The organism is Bacillus sp. PPSBB_11, from assembly GCF_038023285.1.
In the GTDB taxonomy this organism is placed as follows: domain Bacteria; phylum Bacillota; class Bacilli; order Bacillales; family Bacillaceae; genus Bacillus; species Bacillus altitudinis.
The window spans coordinates 1,792,947-1,808,395 of the sequence record NZ_CP150633.1 but is presented as its reverse complement, the minus strand read 5'-3'; the positions used below and the strand labels follow the sequence as shown (position 1 = coordinate 1,808,395).

The following is a 15,449-nucleotide window of genomic DNA, read 5'->3' as shown; positions in this document are numbered from 1 at the left end:
CTAACATTCTCTTCAATTATCTTACTTTCAAACATTCACTTTTCAACATGATCGCGAGCTGGACAAATTTTATGAATAAAGGAGTTTATCTATATGAATGATTTAAATCAAATGTATCCCCTATCTATCTCCTATCACCAAATCACCGTATACACTGGAAGCGCGACGCCACCTGTGATTGATTGGACAGATGACGATATTCTTCAAGGATTCGCAACTGGGGATCGAGGTATTTCTTTTGAAGGCATCAATAACGGAAAGGCTTCTATTATCGTGACATTAAACAGCCATGAGCCTCCATCATCCGTTGATAGAGTCATCACAGTGCCATTTACTCATTCAAGTGATCATGTTTATCTAACAAGCGTCATGGCACAGATACTGTCTTTCTCCATTCCAAAAGGAGACTATCAGCTCACCTGCTATATATCTGAGCACCCTGATCAAGATCTCTATTATTTTGATTTTCAGACTGCTTAGATCACGCCTGGTCGTACTGCTCAAGCCATTTTTCTGCAAAATCGACTGATTCTCTCATCGGCAATAAATACGAATTGGCTAGCCCGATTTGACTGTGGTTATAACTACATTCTGATTGTAAAAAATCACGACCAATCTGTTCAAATAGTTCTTCTCTTGTGATGATATCTTGATACTCTTTCCACACCCTCCAACCATTCTCTAAAATGGGGGCCCCTCGTGTCATGAGGTCTTGCTGTGAGATTCGATATTCAGCTAAGTGAAAAGCTGTCACACTCTCGAATGACGTGCCAATTAGCAGCACTTTTGCATCAAGATCGTACATACGTCCAAGAGGTGAATTTTCTCCTAAACCATAAGGAAGCGCATGGTGGTTCAACACTTCATGTTTCCTTTTCCCCCAGGCGGTGAATGAGAAATGAGGATGATTGCTTCTTTCTACGCCTGGGTATTTCCAAAAGGTCTCCGCTACCTTTCCCATTGCTGTTGGAGCTGTGTACGCCGGATCAAATGCAGGCATCGTGTCTTTGATCGGTTTCCACCAAGAATAAGGAACAGGCGGATTGATCCAATCAGCAGGATCAGACAGCTCTAATGTTTGTGCCGGCATAATCAGTGTTCCTTCATCTGTTAAAATATCCATCATAGCTTGTATAACGGCTATGGCCCCTCCATTCACCCAGCCAATAGATGACAAGGATGAGTGGACACATAAGGTCATGCCCTTCCTTACACCAAGTTGAACCAAATCCGCTTTGATTCTTTCCTTTGTGATCGGTTCAGCCTGATGTTCAATTAATCTTTTCATCGGTTATTTCCTCCTGCGCCTCATCTATTCTTGATGAGTGAGACGTTTCACAGCGATAGACAATTTATAATTTGCATGCTTTGTTAGCTCCGTTAAAAATTGATCAAGCTCATCATGACTGGAGAAATGTCCTTCAGCCATATAACAGCCCTCTCCACTTATTTTAAACAGGTTTTTGATTTCTTCCTTTTGATGGAGAAACGATAAAAGCGGTTTATGATCATAACTTCGGGTAAAGAGCTGTAAAAATGTTTGGATGTTCTGCTGTGTCCGCCAGTTAATTGAAATGGTATAGGCTTCAATAATCCCCTCTTCTTCAAGCTTTAAAACTCTATTTTTAGCAGCTTGACCGGTCAAATGGACTTTTTCACCAAGTGCTTTCATCGTCAATCGGCTATTCTTTGAGAGTTCTTTTAATATATCCATATCTGTTTTGTCTAGCATTGGCTCACCTCTTTCAAAAATCAAGTCGATCCGCTGAAAGACTTGCATGATCCTCTGTCACATGAGGCTCTTTTAATATACTGTAAACTTAATGAGAAAAAAAGGAGGCCTTCTAATGAAAATAACACTCATTCGTAATGCTACTTTATACCTTCAATATGGTCCGTCAACATTTTTAATCGATCCCTTTTTAGCAGCAAAAGGAACCTATCCACCGTTCCCGCATACTGCCAATCAACATGTAAACAATCCAATTGTTGAGCTGCCTGCAAACATTGATTTGGACAAGATATTACAGCCGGATGCTGTTCTGCTCACTCATTTACATGTAGATCACTTTGACGACGAGGCAAAAAAGAGATTAGCGCAAACTTTGCCGATCTATACTCAATCAGAGAAAGATCGCATGGAAGTAAAAGAAGCTGGATTTCAGCATGTTACATGCATTGAAGATGAAATGGATGTTTGCGGTATTCATATCAAACGAACTGGCGGGCAGCACGGGACAGGAGAAACTGCTAAACGGATGGGACAAGTGAGCGGTTTTATTTTCTCTCATCCTGATGAGCCTACTCTTTATATTGCAGGAGATACCATTTGGTGTGATGAGCCGAAAGAGGTTGTGAATACATGCCAGCCAGATATTATTGTGGTCAATAGTGGGGCTGCCCAATTTTTAGAGGGAGACCCCATTACGATGACAAAGGAAGAGATTGTAGACATTCACCATTCTCAACCACAAGCTCAAATTATTGCCTGTCACCTTGAAGCCGTGAATCATTGTTTATTAACAAGAGCAGCATTAACATCTTACATTCAAGAGAATCATGCAGATCAGGCCATTTTTGTCCCTCAAGATGGAGAGACGCTGACCTTTTAACACATAAACAATAAAAACCGGCACCTTGCTGCCGGTTTTCTTAAACTTATGGTCGATGGTGCTGTGGTTTTTTTAGTAATGGAACAAACCCGTTATTTTTTAAGTGATTGTAATGTTCATCCATTCGTTTTGTGATGTGCGTACCTTGTTCCTTCGTTAACACACCATACTGAACGTATTTTTCGATCACTTCTTTTCGTTTAGACAAAATTTGCTGTTCAAGTACTTCAATTTGTTTTTGTTGCTCTGTCGTTAATTTTACTTGATGCGTGACGGGGCGCTTTTCCATTTGGGGTGTTTCTCCATGAGCCGTATTCACTTGAAAACCAAATAATATCACCATCGTTAGTATGATCAAACCACTTGTTTTTTTCATCTCTGTCGTTCCCTCCTTTATTCGATTTTAATTTGCGCATCCTTTCCTTTTTTATACATTATTCACGCCATCAAATTGCACATAATATTCTTACTTTTTCGCTTTTCATCTGAAAACGTTGTCCTAACTGAAAAAGCGTGCTATGTTTTGTTTTGTATAAAAAATAGAGGAGGATTCTTAAATGAGTCGTTTTTATCATAGAAAACCTATATTGGTGCTGCTTGTTGTGTCTGCTCTCATGCTTGTCATGTCTGCTTGCAATCAATCAGGCTCATCTCAGTCTGGAGAATCAAAGTGGGATCAGATTCAAAAGAAAGGGAAAATCGTTGTCGCTACTTCAGGCACCTTGTATCCTACGTCTTACCATGATACATCGAACGGCAAGGATCAATTGACTGGCTATGAAGTGGAAGTCGTCAAAGAAGCATTTAAGCGCCTTGACGTAAAAGTAGAATTTAAAGAAATGGGTTATGACGGTATGCTCAGTGCCATTAATTCAGGTCAGGTGGATGCCGCTGCAAACGATATCGACATCACAGATGACAGGAAAGATAAGTTCGCCTTTTCAACACCTTATAAATACTCATATGGAACCGCTATCGTCAGAAAAGATGATCTGTCAGGTATTAAAACGCTAAAGGATTTAAAAGGAAAGAAAGCAGCCGGTGCTGCAACGACTATTTATATGGATGTTGCCCGTAAGTATGGTGCAAAAGAAGTCATCTATGATAATGCCACAAACGAGCAATATTTAAAGGATGTTGCAAACGGCCGTACAGATGTCATTTTAAATGACTACTACTTGCAAACACTGGCGCTTGCTGCATTCCCTAAGCTAAATATTACGATCCATCCAGACTTAAAATACATGCCGAATGAACAAGGGTTTGTGATGAAAAAAGACAATACAGAGCTTCAAAAAGAATTAAATCGTGTATTAAAAGAGATGAAAAAAGACGGAACCATGAAAAAGATTTCGGAGAAATTCTTTAATCATGCTGACGTCTCAAAGAAAATTGATGTTGATGTCGAAGATGTCGACATTTCTAAATAAGGAGCCGCAGCCGTGGGAGATATTCATTTAGAATATATCTTTAATCCTGCACTGGCAAAAGCGTCATTTCCATTTGTGATGAAAGGCATCTGGCTGACGCTGCTCATTTCTTTTGTGAGCATGTTTTTTGGTACGATTCTTGGCTTTTTTATTGCCCTTGCTCGAATGGCAAATACGTGGTTCCTTCGGCTGCCTGCACGGCTGTATATTTCATTCATGCGAGGGGTTCCCATTCTGGTCATTTTGTTTATCCTTTATTTCGGATTCCCTTACATCGGCATTGAATTTACAGCTGTCACTGCTGCTATTATTGGATTCAGCTTCAATAGTGCTGCATACATTGCCGAAATTAACCGGGCGGCTCTCTCCTCTGTTCCAAGTGGTCAAGTGGAAGCCGCCAAATCACTTGGTCTCAGCTATTGGCAAACGATGCGCGGAGTCATTTTGCCTCAATCCGTGCGCATTGCACTGCCGCCCCTGACCAACGTCATGCTTGATTTAATCAAAGCTTCCTCACTAGCGGCAATGATTACTGTGCCCGAACTCTTCCAGCAAGCAAAAATTGTGGGTGGACGAGAATTCGATTATATGACCATGTATATATTGGTTGCCTTGATTTACTGGGGCATATGCAGTGTGGTCTCATTGCTCCAAGACTTTTTGGAAAAACGCTATGCAAAATATCTATAACAACAAAAAGCAGATCCATTGGATCTGCTCAGATTGTTGACAAAGGGCTAAAATGAACTTGATTTTAGCCCTTTGTTTCCTTTTCAGCGTGATAGAAAACCTTTGCAGTCTAGGAAGGACGAGTACTGGCACGGAGCGAATTTGACATTCGTGAGCACCAGCACGCAGGACTGACAAAGAATGCGAGGATTTGCCTACGCACTGAGATCCATGGGATCTGCTTTTTAATGTATCAACCATAACCACACATACAACCCCAATAACGTGATGATCAGCGTCGGTATGGTTAGAATGATTCCAGCTTTCATGTATGCCCCCCAAGAAATATGCACACCTTTTTTCTTCAAGACATGAAGCCACAGCAATGTCGCCAATGAACCGATTGGGGTCATTTTCGGACCAAGGTTTGAGCCGATGACGTTGGCATAAATCAGTGCATCTCTCATCACACCTGCTGTATCTGTGTGACCGATGGCAATCGCATCAATTAAAACGGTTGGGAGGTTGTTCATGACAGAAGATAGCACTGCTGCCAGAACCCCCATAAACATCGTTCCCGCAAGTAAACCGTGTGACGCCCCCTGTTCAATCCACGCCGCTAAAATTTCTGTCAGGCCGACATTTTTCAGCCCATACACCACGACATACATGCCGATAGAGAAAAAAACAATCGACCACGGTGCTTCTTTGACGACTCGTTTTGTCGCCACTTGTGGACTCCGTTTCGCCAGCCATAAGAAAGCAATGGCAATGCCTCCTACAATGATTGACACCGGAATGCCTGCCAATTCCCCAGCAAAATATCCAACAAGCAAGCACCCTAACACATACCAAGATAACCGGAACATGCGCAGATCACGAATGGCCGAAGCTGGTTCCTTCGCCTGCGAAACATCGTACGTTTTCGGGATGAGTTTCCGATAAAACACATACAGCACAAGCATACTAGCGCCAAGCGATACAAGGTTTGGGACGAACATGTTTGCTGTATATTCAAGAAAGCCAATATGAAAATAATCGGCTGATACGATATTGACCAAGTTACTAATGACAAATGGCAAAGACGTCGTATCTGCAATAAAGCCGCTTGCCATGACAAATGGCAGGATCATACGCTCATCCAGCTTCAGCGCTCTGACCACAGATAAAACGATTGGGGTTAAGATAAGTGCTGCTCCATCGTTGGCAAAAAAAGCTGCTACCACAGCGCCGAGCAATGTTAAATAAATAAACATGCGGACCCCGTTCCCTCTTGCGGCTTTTGCCATATGAAGTGCCGCCCATTCAAAAAAACCAATCTCATCTAAAATCAATGAAATGATGATAATTCCAATAAATGCAAAGGTGGCGTTCCAAACAATTTGGGTAACTTCCCATACATCGCCCAAATGAACGACCCCAAAAGCAAGAGCAAGAATCGCTCCCCCGCACGCTGACCATCCAATGGTTAAACGTCCTGGCTGCCAAATGACAAGGACGAGGGTCATGATGAAAATTAAAATGGCCAAGGTGACTGATCCCAAAGGTGGCCCTCCTTTCACTTTCCTCATAAAATCTTTATCTATCATACAACGAAATAAGGCAATTGTATGCCATTTTATCATCTCGCATAAAAATCCGCAGGTCATCCTTTGCACCTGCGGAGTCCACGCCTATTGATCTTTTTTCATCAGCATCAATTCAATAAATAACTCACAACGCTGGCTAAAATGACTTAAATCTATAGACGTCATTTCAAAAATTTGTTTCATTCGATAGTTTAGTGTATTTTGATGAATAAACAACTGCTCTGCAGCTGGCTTTAGCTTGCAATTATTCAATAAGTAGACCTCTAAGGTTTTTAAAAATGATGTTTGGCTGTCACGGTCTTTTTCCTTTAAGCGCAACAAATCTGGATTAAAGTCGTTTTTCTTTTTTTGGTGACTGTAAATCGAGTCTAAGAACCGGAAGACCCCCAAATGCTCGTAATCGTATGGAATCAATTCCTGTCCGCCGACAATCTTCACTGCTTTCACGACTTCTATCGCTTCAAATCGACTTGTGCTCATTTTCATGACATCTCGATATTCTCTTCCCATCCCAATATATAAAGGAGATGGGTGTGTATGCGTTTTCGATTGAAGATGGGCGACGACATCCGCAGCGGTCGCTTTTGGTGAGTGGCGATCTGACAAACTGCCTAATATCACGACGATGTCTGCTTGTACAGAGTAGACATGATTGACCTTGTCTTCTAGCTGTAAATAGGTTCTAATCACATCCTTCACATCTTCTGCCGTCTCACTTTTATTATCGGCGGCATGAACAACCATCACAGTAAAGACAGCTGGCAGTGGAATGCTTAAATTCTCAGCTTCCCATTTCAGCTCTTCTTCTGTATAAAAATGATCATCCATGACCTTTTTGAAGAACTCTTCAATCTTGCCTTCCTTTTTCTCCAACTGTTTCTTATTTTTATAAATAACTTTTCCAACTTGAAACGATGCCTCGTGTAAAAATTGCAGCTCCTCTTGAGAGAGAGAATCTTCAATGTCCTGCACCCAAATAAAGCCGACAACCTCTTGTTTGTGCTTGGCGCTCACAGCTACTCGTCGATTAAACCCGAGCTCCTCATGACCATTCACATAAAAAGGATTTGAATCTGTATATAGCTGCTCAATGACCCCTGTTTTTTTTAACCAATCCACCACAGCTCCCGGACATTCCTTTGAGAAAATGGTTTGCTGATTGACTGGGTCGAACTGCTGGATGCTGTAAGAATTATAAGCAAGCAGCTGACATTCAGTACTTTCTAAAATGACTGGTTTTTTTAAATAACCACTAATAAATGCAATTAATTTATCGACATCAAAAAATGTATGAAGCTTTTCTAATATCTCTTCCATCCCGATTGCTCCCTGAATAAGTGATACATTTATCATACTTCTTTCCAGTCATATTTGTATAGAAACAAGTCGTAGACAGGTAAAAAAAGCATGAACTCGCCTGCACGAGTTCATGCTTTTCCATATTAAAACATTTCGCTGATCGTTTTGGCCTGCATGTGCAGAGCAAGATAATCTGGTCCGCCTGCTTTTGAATCAGTTCCTGACATTTTAAAGCCGCCAAATGGGTGGTATCCCACAATCGCTCCCGTACAGTTACGGTTAAAGTAAAGGTTCCCGACATGGAACTCCTGCTTCGCACGGTTGATGTGATCACGATTATTTGTAATGACCGCACCGGTTAGCCCATATTCTGTGTTGTTGGCTACTTCAAGCGCCTCATCAAAGCTTGAGACTTTTGAGAAAGCTAGGACAGGTCCAAAGATTTCTTCTTGCATTAAACGAGATGTTGGCTCTAGATCTGCAAACACGGTTGGATGAATGAAGTACCCTTCTGAATCATCACTTGTTCCGCCAGTGACTAGACGGCCTTCTTGCTTGCCAATTTCGATATATTCCGTGATCTTGTCAAAGGAAGCTTGATCAATGACAGGTCCCATGTACACATCAGCTGATAACGGATTCGCTGTTGTTTTCGTTTCTGTGATTTCCTTCACTCGCTCAACGACTTGGTCATACAGCTTCTCGTGGACGACAGCACGAGATCCAGCCGAACATTTCTGACCTGAAAAACCGAAGGCTGATGTGAAAATGGCGTTAGCCGCTAATTCAACATCTGCATCCTCATCTACAACGACTGTATCCTTACCGCCCATTTCAGCAATGACACGCTTTAAATGCTGTTGTCCTGGCTGTACTTTTGCCGCACGTTCAAAAATACGTGTGCCCACTTCTCTTGATCCAGTGAATGTAATAAGGCTTGTTTTCGGATGATCTACTAAGTAATCTCCTACTTCTGCTCCGCTACCTGGCACGAAGTTGACAACACCTTTCGGAAGACCTGCTTGCTCCAGTTCTTCTACAAAGCGGGCTGCAATGACAGGCGTCGCACTTGCTGGTTTTAAAACAACTGTATTCCCTGTGACGATTGGTGCAACGGTTGTTCCTGCCATGATCGCAAACAAGAAGTTCCATGGTGGAATGACAAGCGTCACGCCAGTTGGTGTGTACACATATTGATTGCGTTCCCCTTCGCGGCTGTTCACCGGTTTGCCTTTCGCAAGCTCTAGCATTTGACGGGCATAATACTCTAGGAAGTCAATGGCTTCTGCTGTATCTGCATCCGCTTCATTCCAAGGCTTCCCTGCTTCTTTTACGAGAAGGGCTGAATACTCATGCTTTTTACGGCGAATGCTTGCCGCAGCGCGGAATAAGACGCCGGCTCTTTCTTCTGGAGACGTGTAGCGCCATGTTTCAAACGCTTTTGCCGCAGCTTGAATCGCTTGCTCTGCCTCTTCTTTCCCAGCTTTTGATACGGTACCCACGACTTCTTCCTTCTTCGCTGGATTGATCGAGACAATCTTGTCTGTTGTTTCGATTCTTTCTCCATTAATCACAAGCGGATAGGTTTGCCCAAGTGATTCTGTTACTTTGGCTAATGCTTGTTCAAACGCTTGGCGATTTTCTTCCTGGCTAAAATCCGTGAATGGTTCATGCTTGTAAGGTGTTGTCATCTTTGTCACGCTCCCGTTTCAAATTATTTTCTCGTCATCCCTTTTAAAGCAAATGCAATGTTTGCCGGTCGTTCTGCAAGACGTCTCATGTAGTAGCCATACCACTCTCGTCCATACGGGGTGTAGACCCTCATTTGATAGCCTTCCTTCACGAGTGCTTGCTGCGTTTCTGATCTCATGCCATACAGCATTTGAAATTCGAACTGATCTGTCTGTATATTGTGTTTTTTCACAATATGTTTCGTAAATTCGATCATTTGATCGTCATGTGTCGCAATGGCTGTATAATTCCCTGAGAGTAACTGCTTTTCGATCAGCTTTTTGTAATTCTGATCGACGTCTTTTTTGTTTGGATACGCCACTTCGGCAGATTCCTTATAGGCACCCTTTACAAGTCTTAAAAATGGCTGCAACTCATTTAGGTCATCAAGATCTTGTTCTGTTCTGTACAAATACGCCTGCAAAACCGTACTGACATACTCATATTGAGATTTCATTTCTTTAAAAATGTCCAGCGTTTTTTGACAGCGCTGTTCATCCTCCATATCAATTGTCACCATAATACGGTGTTTCTCTGCCGTATCTAAAATGCTTTTCATATTGCGATACACGAGATCATCGTCAATATCTAAGCCAAGCGATGTCATTTTAAGTGAGACGTGGGAATTGAGTCCCGCCTCTGCAATTCGCTGAATGGTTTGAATACACTCATTCGTCCGCTCATTTGCAATCTCTGCCTTTGTGACAAACTCACCAAGGTGATCAACCGTTACGGCCATACCTTGATCGTTTAATCGTTTGATGACAGGGATAGCGCTCTCAAAATCCTTCCCACCGATGATTTTCTTTGATGCAACAGCACTTCCCCAATTACGAGCAATATGGTTCAAGAGACTGCTTTTTGACAAAAACAAGAAGAAATTTCTTGTGACCGACTCCATAAAGGGCACCTCCCACTCTTTGTAAGCTATGTCTTTATTGTAAGGCTCATGAGCTGTCCGCTACAATATTTGAAGATGACAAAAATTCTGACTTTTTTTGTGGTTTTATCACAATAAGAGATAAAAAAGAGCCTGCCGCTAACCGGCTGGCTCTTTCACGCTTACGCCCACACCTCATCAAGGGTAGACTGCAAAAGCTTATTTAATTCTTCAGTGAGATTGTCCTTCGGCTGATTGTAGCTTTTCACCAATTCATCAAAACGAGCCAGCTCTTTGTCGATAAATGGATGGACATGTACAAGGCGGTCCTCTAAATCCATTTCTTCTCCGTCCATTTTACGTTTGAGCAGTTCGTGAATTTCTGCTAACAGCGGGCCTTCCTCCACTAGCTCCTTGAGTAATTCATGAAAGTCCATGGGTGGAACCGTCCGGTAACGTTCAATCCACTGGCAGGCAAGCAGCGGACGAAGCACATAGAAATACTTCTTGATTCGCACCTGCTCTCCTCGTAAATGCCGGCTTTCATTCCGCTTCGCCATATTGAGGTAATGATACATCAAAGCCGCAGGGTAAAACGCTCGATCCTTTAATTCTCTCAGCCTCTTGGCTAGAGAGAAGGATTCAGCATAAACGATGTCAGAAGACAGCCATTCCATAATGGATGGATTCGATTTATTGAATAAACGCAACGCCTTTCGCAGCTCCCAGCCGCTGATATCAAGCATGTCTTCAATTGGCCGTTCAATGACATCACGATGCTCTTCCATCGCCCAATACCATTCTTTCTGGGGAACGTATAAAAAGCGAACATCATAATCACTATCGGTCGAGGGAAATCCCCATGCCCTGCTGCCCGATTCAACGGCGAGACAAATCTTGACGTCATACGTTTCTTCGATGATTTTCAGCTCTTCCTTAATTCTTTCTCTCAAGTGTCCATCAACTCTTTCTATAGAATTCTGCATGACTTCTTCACCTTTTGGGAAAATACGAATAAGACATATATGAAAAAGGAGTTGGATCTGATGTCTATATCTCGCATTATGAAATGGATCACTGGGATTTTTGAAGCTTGCCTTGCTATCCCTGTGATCGGAGGTCTATTCGTTATCAGCAATGGCTATTCACCGCTCATGGTCATGCTTATTCTGCATATTATCACACTCGTCTTATCGAAGCGAGACCAGGGACCAATGATCGGAAGTATCATTGGAATTGTCACATCCTGCCTTGCATGGATTCCGATTCTCGGATTCATCCTTCACATCATCACAGCCCTTGCCCTGATCGTTACAGCATTAGTACCTGATGAAAAAACAAGACAGAACACCAGTTATTAAGCTGAACGCTCCAATAGCTGAAAAAGACAAAGAGCTAAAATGAATGTCATTTTAGCTCTTTGTCATGCTCTTATGTTGATAGAAGCAAATGCTTTTGTAAAAAGGACAGCTTCTCTGTTTGAAAAGCAGGAATAAACTCGTGCCCAAAATATCGGTACACTTTCAGCTCTTTATCTGTTTCTAAATGATTGTATGCCGCAAACACGGTGGATGGCGGTGTCACTTGATCAATCAGACCGATCGCCATCAATGTTGGCTGTTTCACCCAGCCGGCTAAATTGATTAAATCAAAGTAACTTAATGTCTCAAATCCCTTTTCTTCAGCTTCAGGATCACTGTTTCTGCGAAAGTATGAATTGATTTCTAAATAAGGCTGCTCCAAGGCAACATCAACTGCACGCTCAAAATTTGATAAGTAAGGATAGTCTGCCACAACGACTTTTGGAATATCTGAAAGGGCTGCGGCCGCAATCGCTAACGCACCCCCCTGACTTCCACCGATCACGCCGATACGGTGTTCATCTACTTCGGGGAAAGACTGAATGACTTCGAGTGCACGAACAGCATCTAGATAAACACCTCGATAATAGTACGTATCCTTCGATAAAATGCCTTTTGTCATCCACCCTAATGCATGCCCGCCTGGCGTCACTGATGTGTCTTCACTGCCACCTTGACCACGGACAAGCATTCCAAACGTCGCATAGCCATGCAGCGCCCAATTGACGATGTCGTGAATGCCGCCGTCATAGCTGGCATTATAGCCATGAAAACGAACGAGCGCTGGATGCGGACCAGTTTGATCAGGCACAGCATAAAAGCCTTCAATTTTAGAATGTCCAAAGCTTTGATACGTCAGGCGGTACACCTTGACGCCTTTCACTGGATAGTCATAAGATTCAAGTGTTGGCTCTGCCTCCACTTGGTGCAGTTCTTCGAGCGATTTCTTCCAAAAGTCTGAGAAATCAGGACGTGCTGTTTTCTTTGGTTTATATTTTTTTAGCTCTTCTAGTGATAAATCGAACAATTGCATATCATACTATTCCCCTTTGTTTTATTAGTTATGAGTATCATACCACTCATTTCTTGATTGAGAAAGTCATTTAACAAAACCTTCTGACATTTCTATTGGCAAAGATAGCGGAAAGCTTTATGATAAAGAAACTGGCTTGAAGACTAGATGTTTCAGGCAATATCAACGAACCATTCATTGCATGAAACGAATAAAGGAGGACGACCGACATGAACATCGCCCTGATTCAAATGGACGTACAAATAGGAGAACCTGATGTAAACTTTCAGAAAGCAGAAGCGTTTTTAGAAGAGGCCATCCGTCAACAGCCTGATTTGATTATTCTACCTGAAATGTGGAATACCGGCTATGCGCTGGAACAAGCGGATGAGCTTGCCGATGCAGATGGTGAGCGGACAAAACAACTCTTCTCTTCCTTTGCTCGTAAACACAAAGTGTATCTCATCGCTGGAAGTGTCTTGAATAAACGGACAACAAATGAAGATATCACCAACACAATGTATGTGTTTGACCGTCAAGGTGAGCTTTTGTTAGATTATGATAAAATTCATTTATTCCGCTTAATGGATGAACACAACTATTTAACCGCCGGTCATCAGCTTGGTTTATTTAACTATGATGAAGATGTCAAGATTGGCACCATGATCTGCTATGACCTCCGCTTCCCTCAGCTTTCTAGGACGCTCGTGAACAAAGGGGCGAAGGTGCTTGTTAATACCGCTCAATGGCCGTCAGCAAGAGTGGACCATTGGCGCAGTCTGCTCATCGCAAGAGCCATTGAGAATCAGTCATTTGTGATTGCGGTGAACCGGACGGGCACAAGCAGAGACACTGAATTCCCTGGTCACTCCATGGTGATTGACCCGCTCGGACGCATTCTGCTTGAGACAAATGATGAAGAAGACATTTATTATGCAAACATTGATCTTCAGCTCGTAGATGAAGTGAGACAACAAATCCCCGTCATGACAGATCAGCGGCTGGATTTATATTAGAAAGCAGGGGACTCCCCTGCTTTTTGCGTTTAATTAAACGTTTGTTTAAGCTTTTCCTTGATTCTGTTGAAGGTCCATGAAGGCTTGAGCGGCTTTCGTTAAATATCTTTCTTCCACATATGCAAACACAAGTGTGCGGGTTGGGCATGAATCAATGTGTAAATAAGTGACTGCTTTCCTTTCCTCTTGTGCCACCATTTTCGGCACCACCGTCACACCTAGCTCATTTTCAACCAATGCCTGAGCTGTTTGAATATGACTTGTTTCAAATGCAATCCTCGGCCGAAAGCCATGATGACGGCACAGTTCCGTGACCACTTGCCGAAAGCCATATCCCTCTTTCAGCATAATAAATGGGGCGTTTTCCAGAAGGTGAAACGGGACAGACCCTTCTTGATCCGCTTGATTGATGATTTCATTGAGTTCATCCGTCAACCACGGTTGAGCCGTTTGCGGAATGGCGAGGAGAAGCGGCTCTGTCAGCATTTGTTTTGTTTTCAATGATTCATGCTCGACAGGCAGAGAAAGAATCGCAAGATCCAGTTTCCCAGCGAGTAAACGTCTTTCTAGCTCACGAGGCGATTCTTCTATCAAATGAACGTGAACGTGCGGATACGTTTGACAATAGGTTTTTAATAAACTTGGCAGGACATATCCCCCTGTGACAGCTGGCGCACCGATCTTCAGTTCTTTCCCTACCTCATAAGCAGCTTCCCCCATCTCACGTAACAAATCATCTCGTTCCTTCAAAATGGTCTCTGCTCTTTTGATCAATCGGTTTCCTTGAGGTGTAGGAGTGACTTGTCCATACTTCCGAATAAACAGGGGAGTATCTAATTCTTCCTCAAGTTTTTTAATTTGCTGACTTAATGAGGGCTGTGCAATGTGAAGTTTTTCCGCTGCTTTTGTAAAGCTTTGCTGCCGGTACACTTCCATGACATATTCCATCATTCGTATATCCACTTCTCTCACCTCATAGGTTTTAACTATTCATATCATATCTTTTATGTCTTAGACAAATCACGGGAAGAACCCTACGATAAAGAAACAACAAAAGGGGGTAAAGAAATGAATCCATATTCGAAAGCCGAGAAACAATTCTCACAAAATGCAGAGAACTACCGAGATTCACCCATCTTTGCAGCTGGAAAAGAGCTTGAATGGATGAAAACGGCGGCGAAGCCAAAGGGCGATGAGCATCTACTTGATATCGGCTGCGCGGCAGGTCATACCATTTTTTCCTTTTCAGACGTCATCTCTAAAGGAATCGGGATTGATGTCACACACAAAATGATCGAGGTTGCTACAGCACTTGCAAAAGAGCGCCAGCTGAACCACATTACGTTTGAGCAGGCATCCGCAGACGCATTGCCCTTTTCTGATGCATCATTTGATCTCGTCACATGCCGATTTGCTGCTCATCACTTCCCACATCTCCCGGCAGCCATGTCTGAAATCAGCCGAGTCTTAAAGAAAGGCGGCAAATTTCTACTTGTCGATCATTATGCACCTGAAAACCAAGCACAGGATGACTTTATTAATCATTTAAATAGACTGAGAGATCCCTCCCATGTGCGAGAAAGCTCGTTATCAGAATGGAAAGAGCTTTTCGCTGACAACCATCTGACGAAAGAAGATATCCGTTACTGGGATCTGCATATTGATTATCAGGACTGGATCATACGAGGACGTACACCAGAGAATGTTCAAAAGGAAATCGTTGCCCACCTTCATGCTGCAGACGATGAAACGAAACAGCTGTTTCAACTGCAATTCGACGAACATCGTCAGCCAATATCCTTTTGCCTAAAAGCCGCACTGCTTCAAGGGATTAAACACTGATCCTATAG

General features: G+C 42.7%; 17 protein-coding genes. 7 read left to right on the top strand and 10 right to left on the bottom strand.

The window, feature by feature from the left end; genetic code table 11:
* Positions 1–93 precede the first annotated feature (93 nt).
* Positions 94–480 carry a competence protein ComJ gene (comJ, locus tag V7L95_RS09050; protein WP_081114847.1) on the top strand — a complete coding sequence of 129 codons (387 nt, stop codon included), beginning with the start codon at positions 94–96 and terminating at the stop codon, positions 478–480.
* 1 nt (position 481) lies between these two features.
* Here the strand turns inward: comJ and V7L95_RS09045 are convergent, their stop codons facing one another.
* On the bottom strand, positions 482–1,288 hold the full coding sequence (locus tag V7L95_RS09045) for an AAC(3) family N-acetyltransferase (RefSeq protein ID WP_017358552.1): 807 nt from the start codon (positions 1,286–1,288) through the stop codon (positions 482–484).
* A 24-nt stretch (positions 1,289–1,312) separates the two neighbouring features.
* Complete coding sequence (locus V7L95_RS09040; RefSeq protein ID WP_181566828.1) at positions 1,313–1,732, bottom strand: Lrp/AsnC family transcriptional regulator; 420 nt, start codon at positions 1,730–1,732, stop codon at positions 1,313–1,315.
* Between the two features lie 115 nt (positions 1,733–1,847).
* On the opposite strand from V7L95_RS09040, the gene V7L95_RS09035 reads away from it, so the two are divergent.
* Entirely contained in the window at positions 1,848–2,612 is a 765-nt protein-coding gene (locus tag V7L95_RS09035; protein ID WP_048001305.1) for an MBL fold metallo-hydrolase, read from the top strand.
* A gap of 46 nt (positions 2,613–2,658) precedes the next feature.
* Here V7L95_RS09035 and V7L95_RS09030 read toward each other — a convergent pair whose 3' ends face one another.
* Complete coding sequence (locus V7L95_RS09030; RefSeq protein ID WP_007498247.1) at positions 2,659–2,988, bottom strand: YckD family protein; 330 nt, start codon at positions 2,986–2,988, stop codon at positions 2,659–2,661.
* 181 nt (positions 2,989–3,169) lie between these two features.
* Here V7L95_RS09030 and V7L95_RS09025 point away from each other — a divergent pair, with 181 nt between their 5' ends.
* Together V7L95_RS09025 and V7L95_RS09020 are read left to right on the top strand one after the other, a co-directional pair.
* A complete protein-coding gene (locus tag V7L95_RS09025; protein ID WP_048001306.1) occupies positions 3,170–4,042 on the top strand; it encodes a transporter substrate-binding domain-containing protein in 873 nt (290 codons plus the stop codon).
* Positions 4,043–4,054: 12 nt separating this feature from the next.
* A complete protein-coding gene (locus V7L95_RS09020; RefSeq protein ID WP_008347854.1) occupies positions 4,055–4,732 on the top strand; it encodes an amino acid ABC transporter permease in 678 nt (225 codons plus the stop codon).
* 224 nt (positions 4,733–4,956) lie between these two features.
* Here the strand turns inward: V7L95_RS09020 and V7L95_RS09015 are convergent, their stop codons facing one another.
* The 5 genes from V7L95_RS09015 to V7L95_RS08995 all read right to left on the bottom strand — a co-directional run bounded on the left by V7L95_RS09015 (position 4,957) and on the right by V7L95_RS08995 (position 11,196).
* The gene (locus tag V7L95_RS09015) at positions 4,957–6,255 is read right to left on the bottom strand and encodes an arsenic transporter (protein ID WP_008342056.1); all 1,299 of its coding nucleotides are present in this window, start codon (positions 6,253–6,255) and stop codon (positions 4,957–4,959) included.
* A gap of 129 nt (positions 6,256–6,384) precedes the next feature.
* Positions 6,385–7,617, bottom strand: a complete 1,233-nt coding sequence (locus tag V7L95_RS09010; protein ID WP_017358555.1) for a helix-turn-helix domain-containing protein — start codon at positions 7,615–7,617, stop codon at positions 6,385–6,387.
* A 125-nt stretch (positions 7,618–7,742) separates the two neighbouring features.
* Positions 7,743–9,290 (bottom strand): L-glutamate gamma-semialdehyde dehydrogenase, encoded by a 1,548-nt coding sequence (gene pruA / locus V7L95_RS09005; RefSeq protein WP_007498254.1) that lies wholly within the window; start codon positions 9,288–9,290, stop codon positions 7,743–7,745.
* A 23-nt stretch (positions 9,291–9,313) separates the two neighbouring features.
* Positions 9,314–10,231 (bottom strand): proline dehydrogenase, encoded by a 918-nt coding sequence (locus V7L95_RS09000; RefSeq protein ID WP_007498256.1) that lies wholly within the window; start codon positions 10,229–10,231, stop codon positions 9,314–9,316.
* A 161-nt stretch (positions 10,232–10,392) separates the two neighbouring features.
* Positions 10,393–11,196, bottom strand: coding sequence for a nucleotidyltransferase domain-containing protein (locus V7L95_RS08995; RefSeq protein ID WP_129548076.1), 804 nt, complete (start codon positions 11,194–11,196; stop codon positions 10,393–10,395).
* A gap of 60 nt (positions 11,197–11,256) precedes the next feature.
* Here V7L95_RS08995 and V7L95_RS08990 point away from each other — a divergent pair, with 60 nt between their 5' ends.
* A complete protein-coding gene (locus tag V7L95_RS08990) occupies positions 11,257–11,571 on the top strand; it encodes a hypothetical protein (RefSeq protein WP_008342068.1) in 315 nt (104 codons plus the stop codon).
* A gap of 70 nt (positions 11,572–11,641) precedes the next feature.
* Here V7L95_RS08990 and V7L95_RS08985 read toward each other — a convergent pair whose 3' ends face one another.
* Positions 11,642–12,604, bottom strand: a complete 963-nt coding sequence (locus tag V7L95_RS08985; protein ID WP_035703150.1) for an acetylxylan esterase — start codon at positions 12,602–12,604, stop codon at positions 11,642–11,644.
* A 209-nt stretch (positions 12,605–12,813) separates the two neighbouring features.
* Between V7L95_RS08985 and V7L95_RS08980 the strand changes: the two genes are divergently transcribed.
* On the top strand, positions 12,814–13,599 hold the full coding sequence (locus tag V7L95_RS08980) for a carbon-nitrogen family hydrolase (RefSeq protein ID WP_035390508.1): 786 nt from the start codon (positions 12,814–12,816) through the stop codon (positions 13,597–13,599).
* Positions 13,600–13,644: 45 nt separating this feature from the next.
* Here the strand turns inward: V7L95_RS08980 and V7L95_RS08975 are convergent, their stop codons facing one another.
* Positions 13,645–14,550 (bottom strand): LysR substrate-binding domain-containing protein, encoded by a 906-nt coding sequence (locus tag V7L95_RS08975; RefSeq protein ID WP_144626412.1) that lies wholly within the window; start codon positions 14,548–14,550, stop codon positions 13,645–13,647.
* 117 nt (positions 14,551–14,667) lie between these two features.
* On the opposite strand from V7L95_RS08975, the gene V7L95_RS08970 reads away from it, so the two are divergent.
* Positions 14,668–15,441 (top strand): class I SAM-dependent methyltransferase, encoded by a 774-nt coding sequence (locus V7L95_RS08970; RefSeq protein WP_017366580.1) that lies wholly within the window; start codon positions 14,668–14,670, stop codon positions 15,439–15,441.
* Positions 15,442–15,449: the final 8 nt, after the last annotated feature.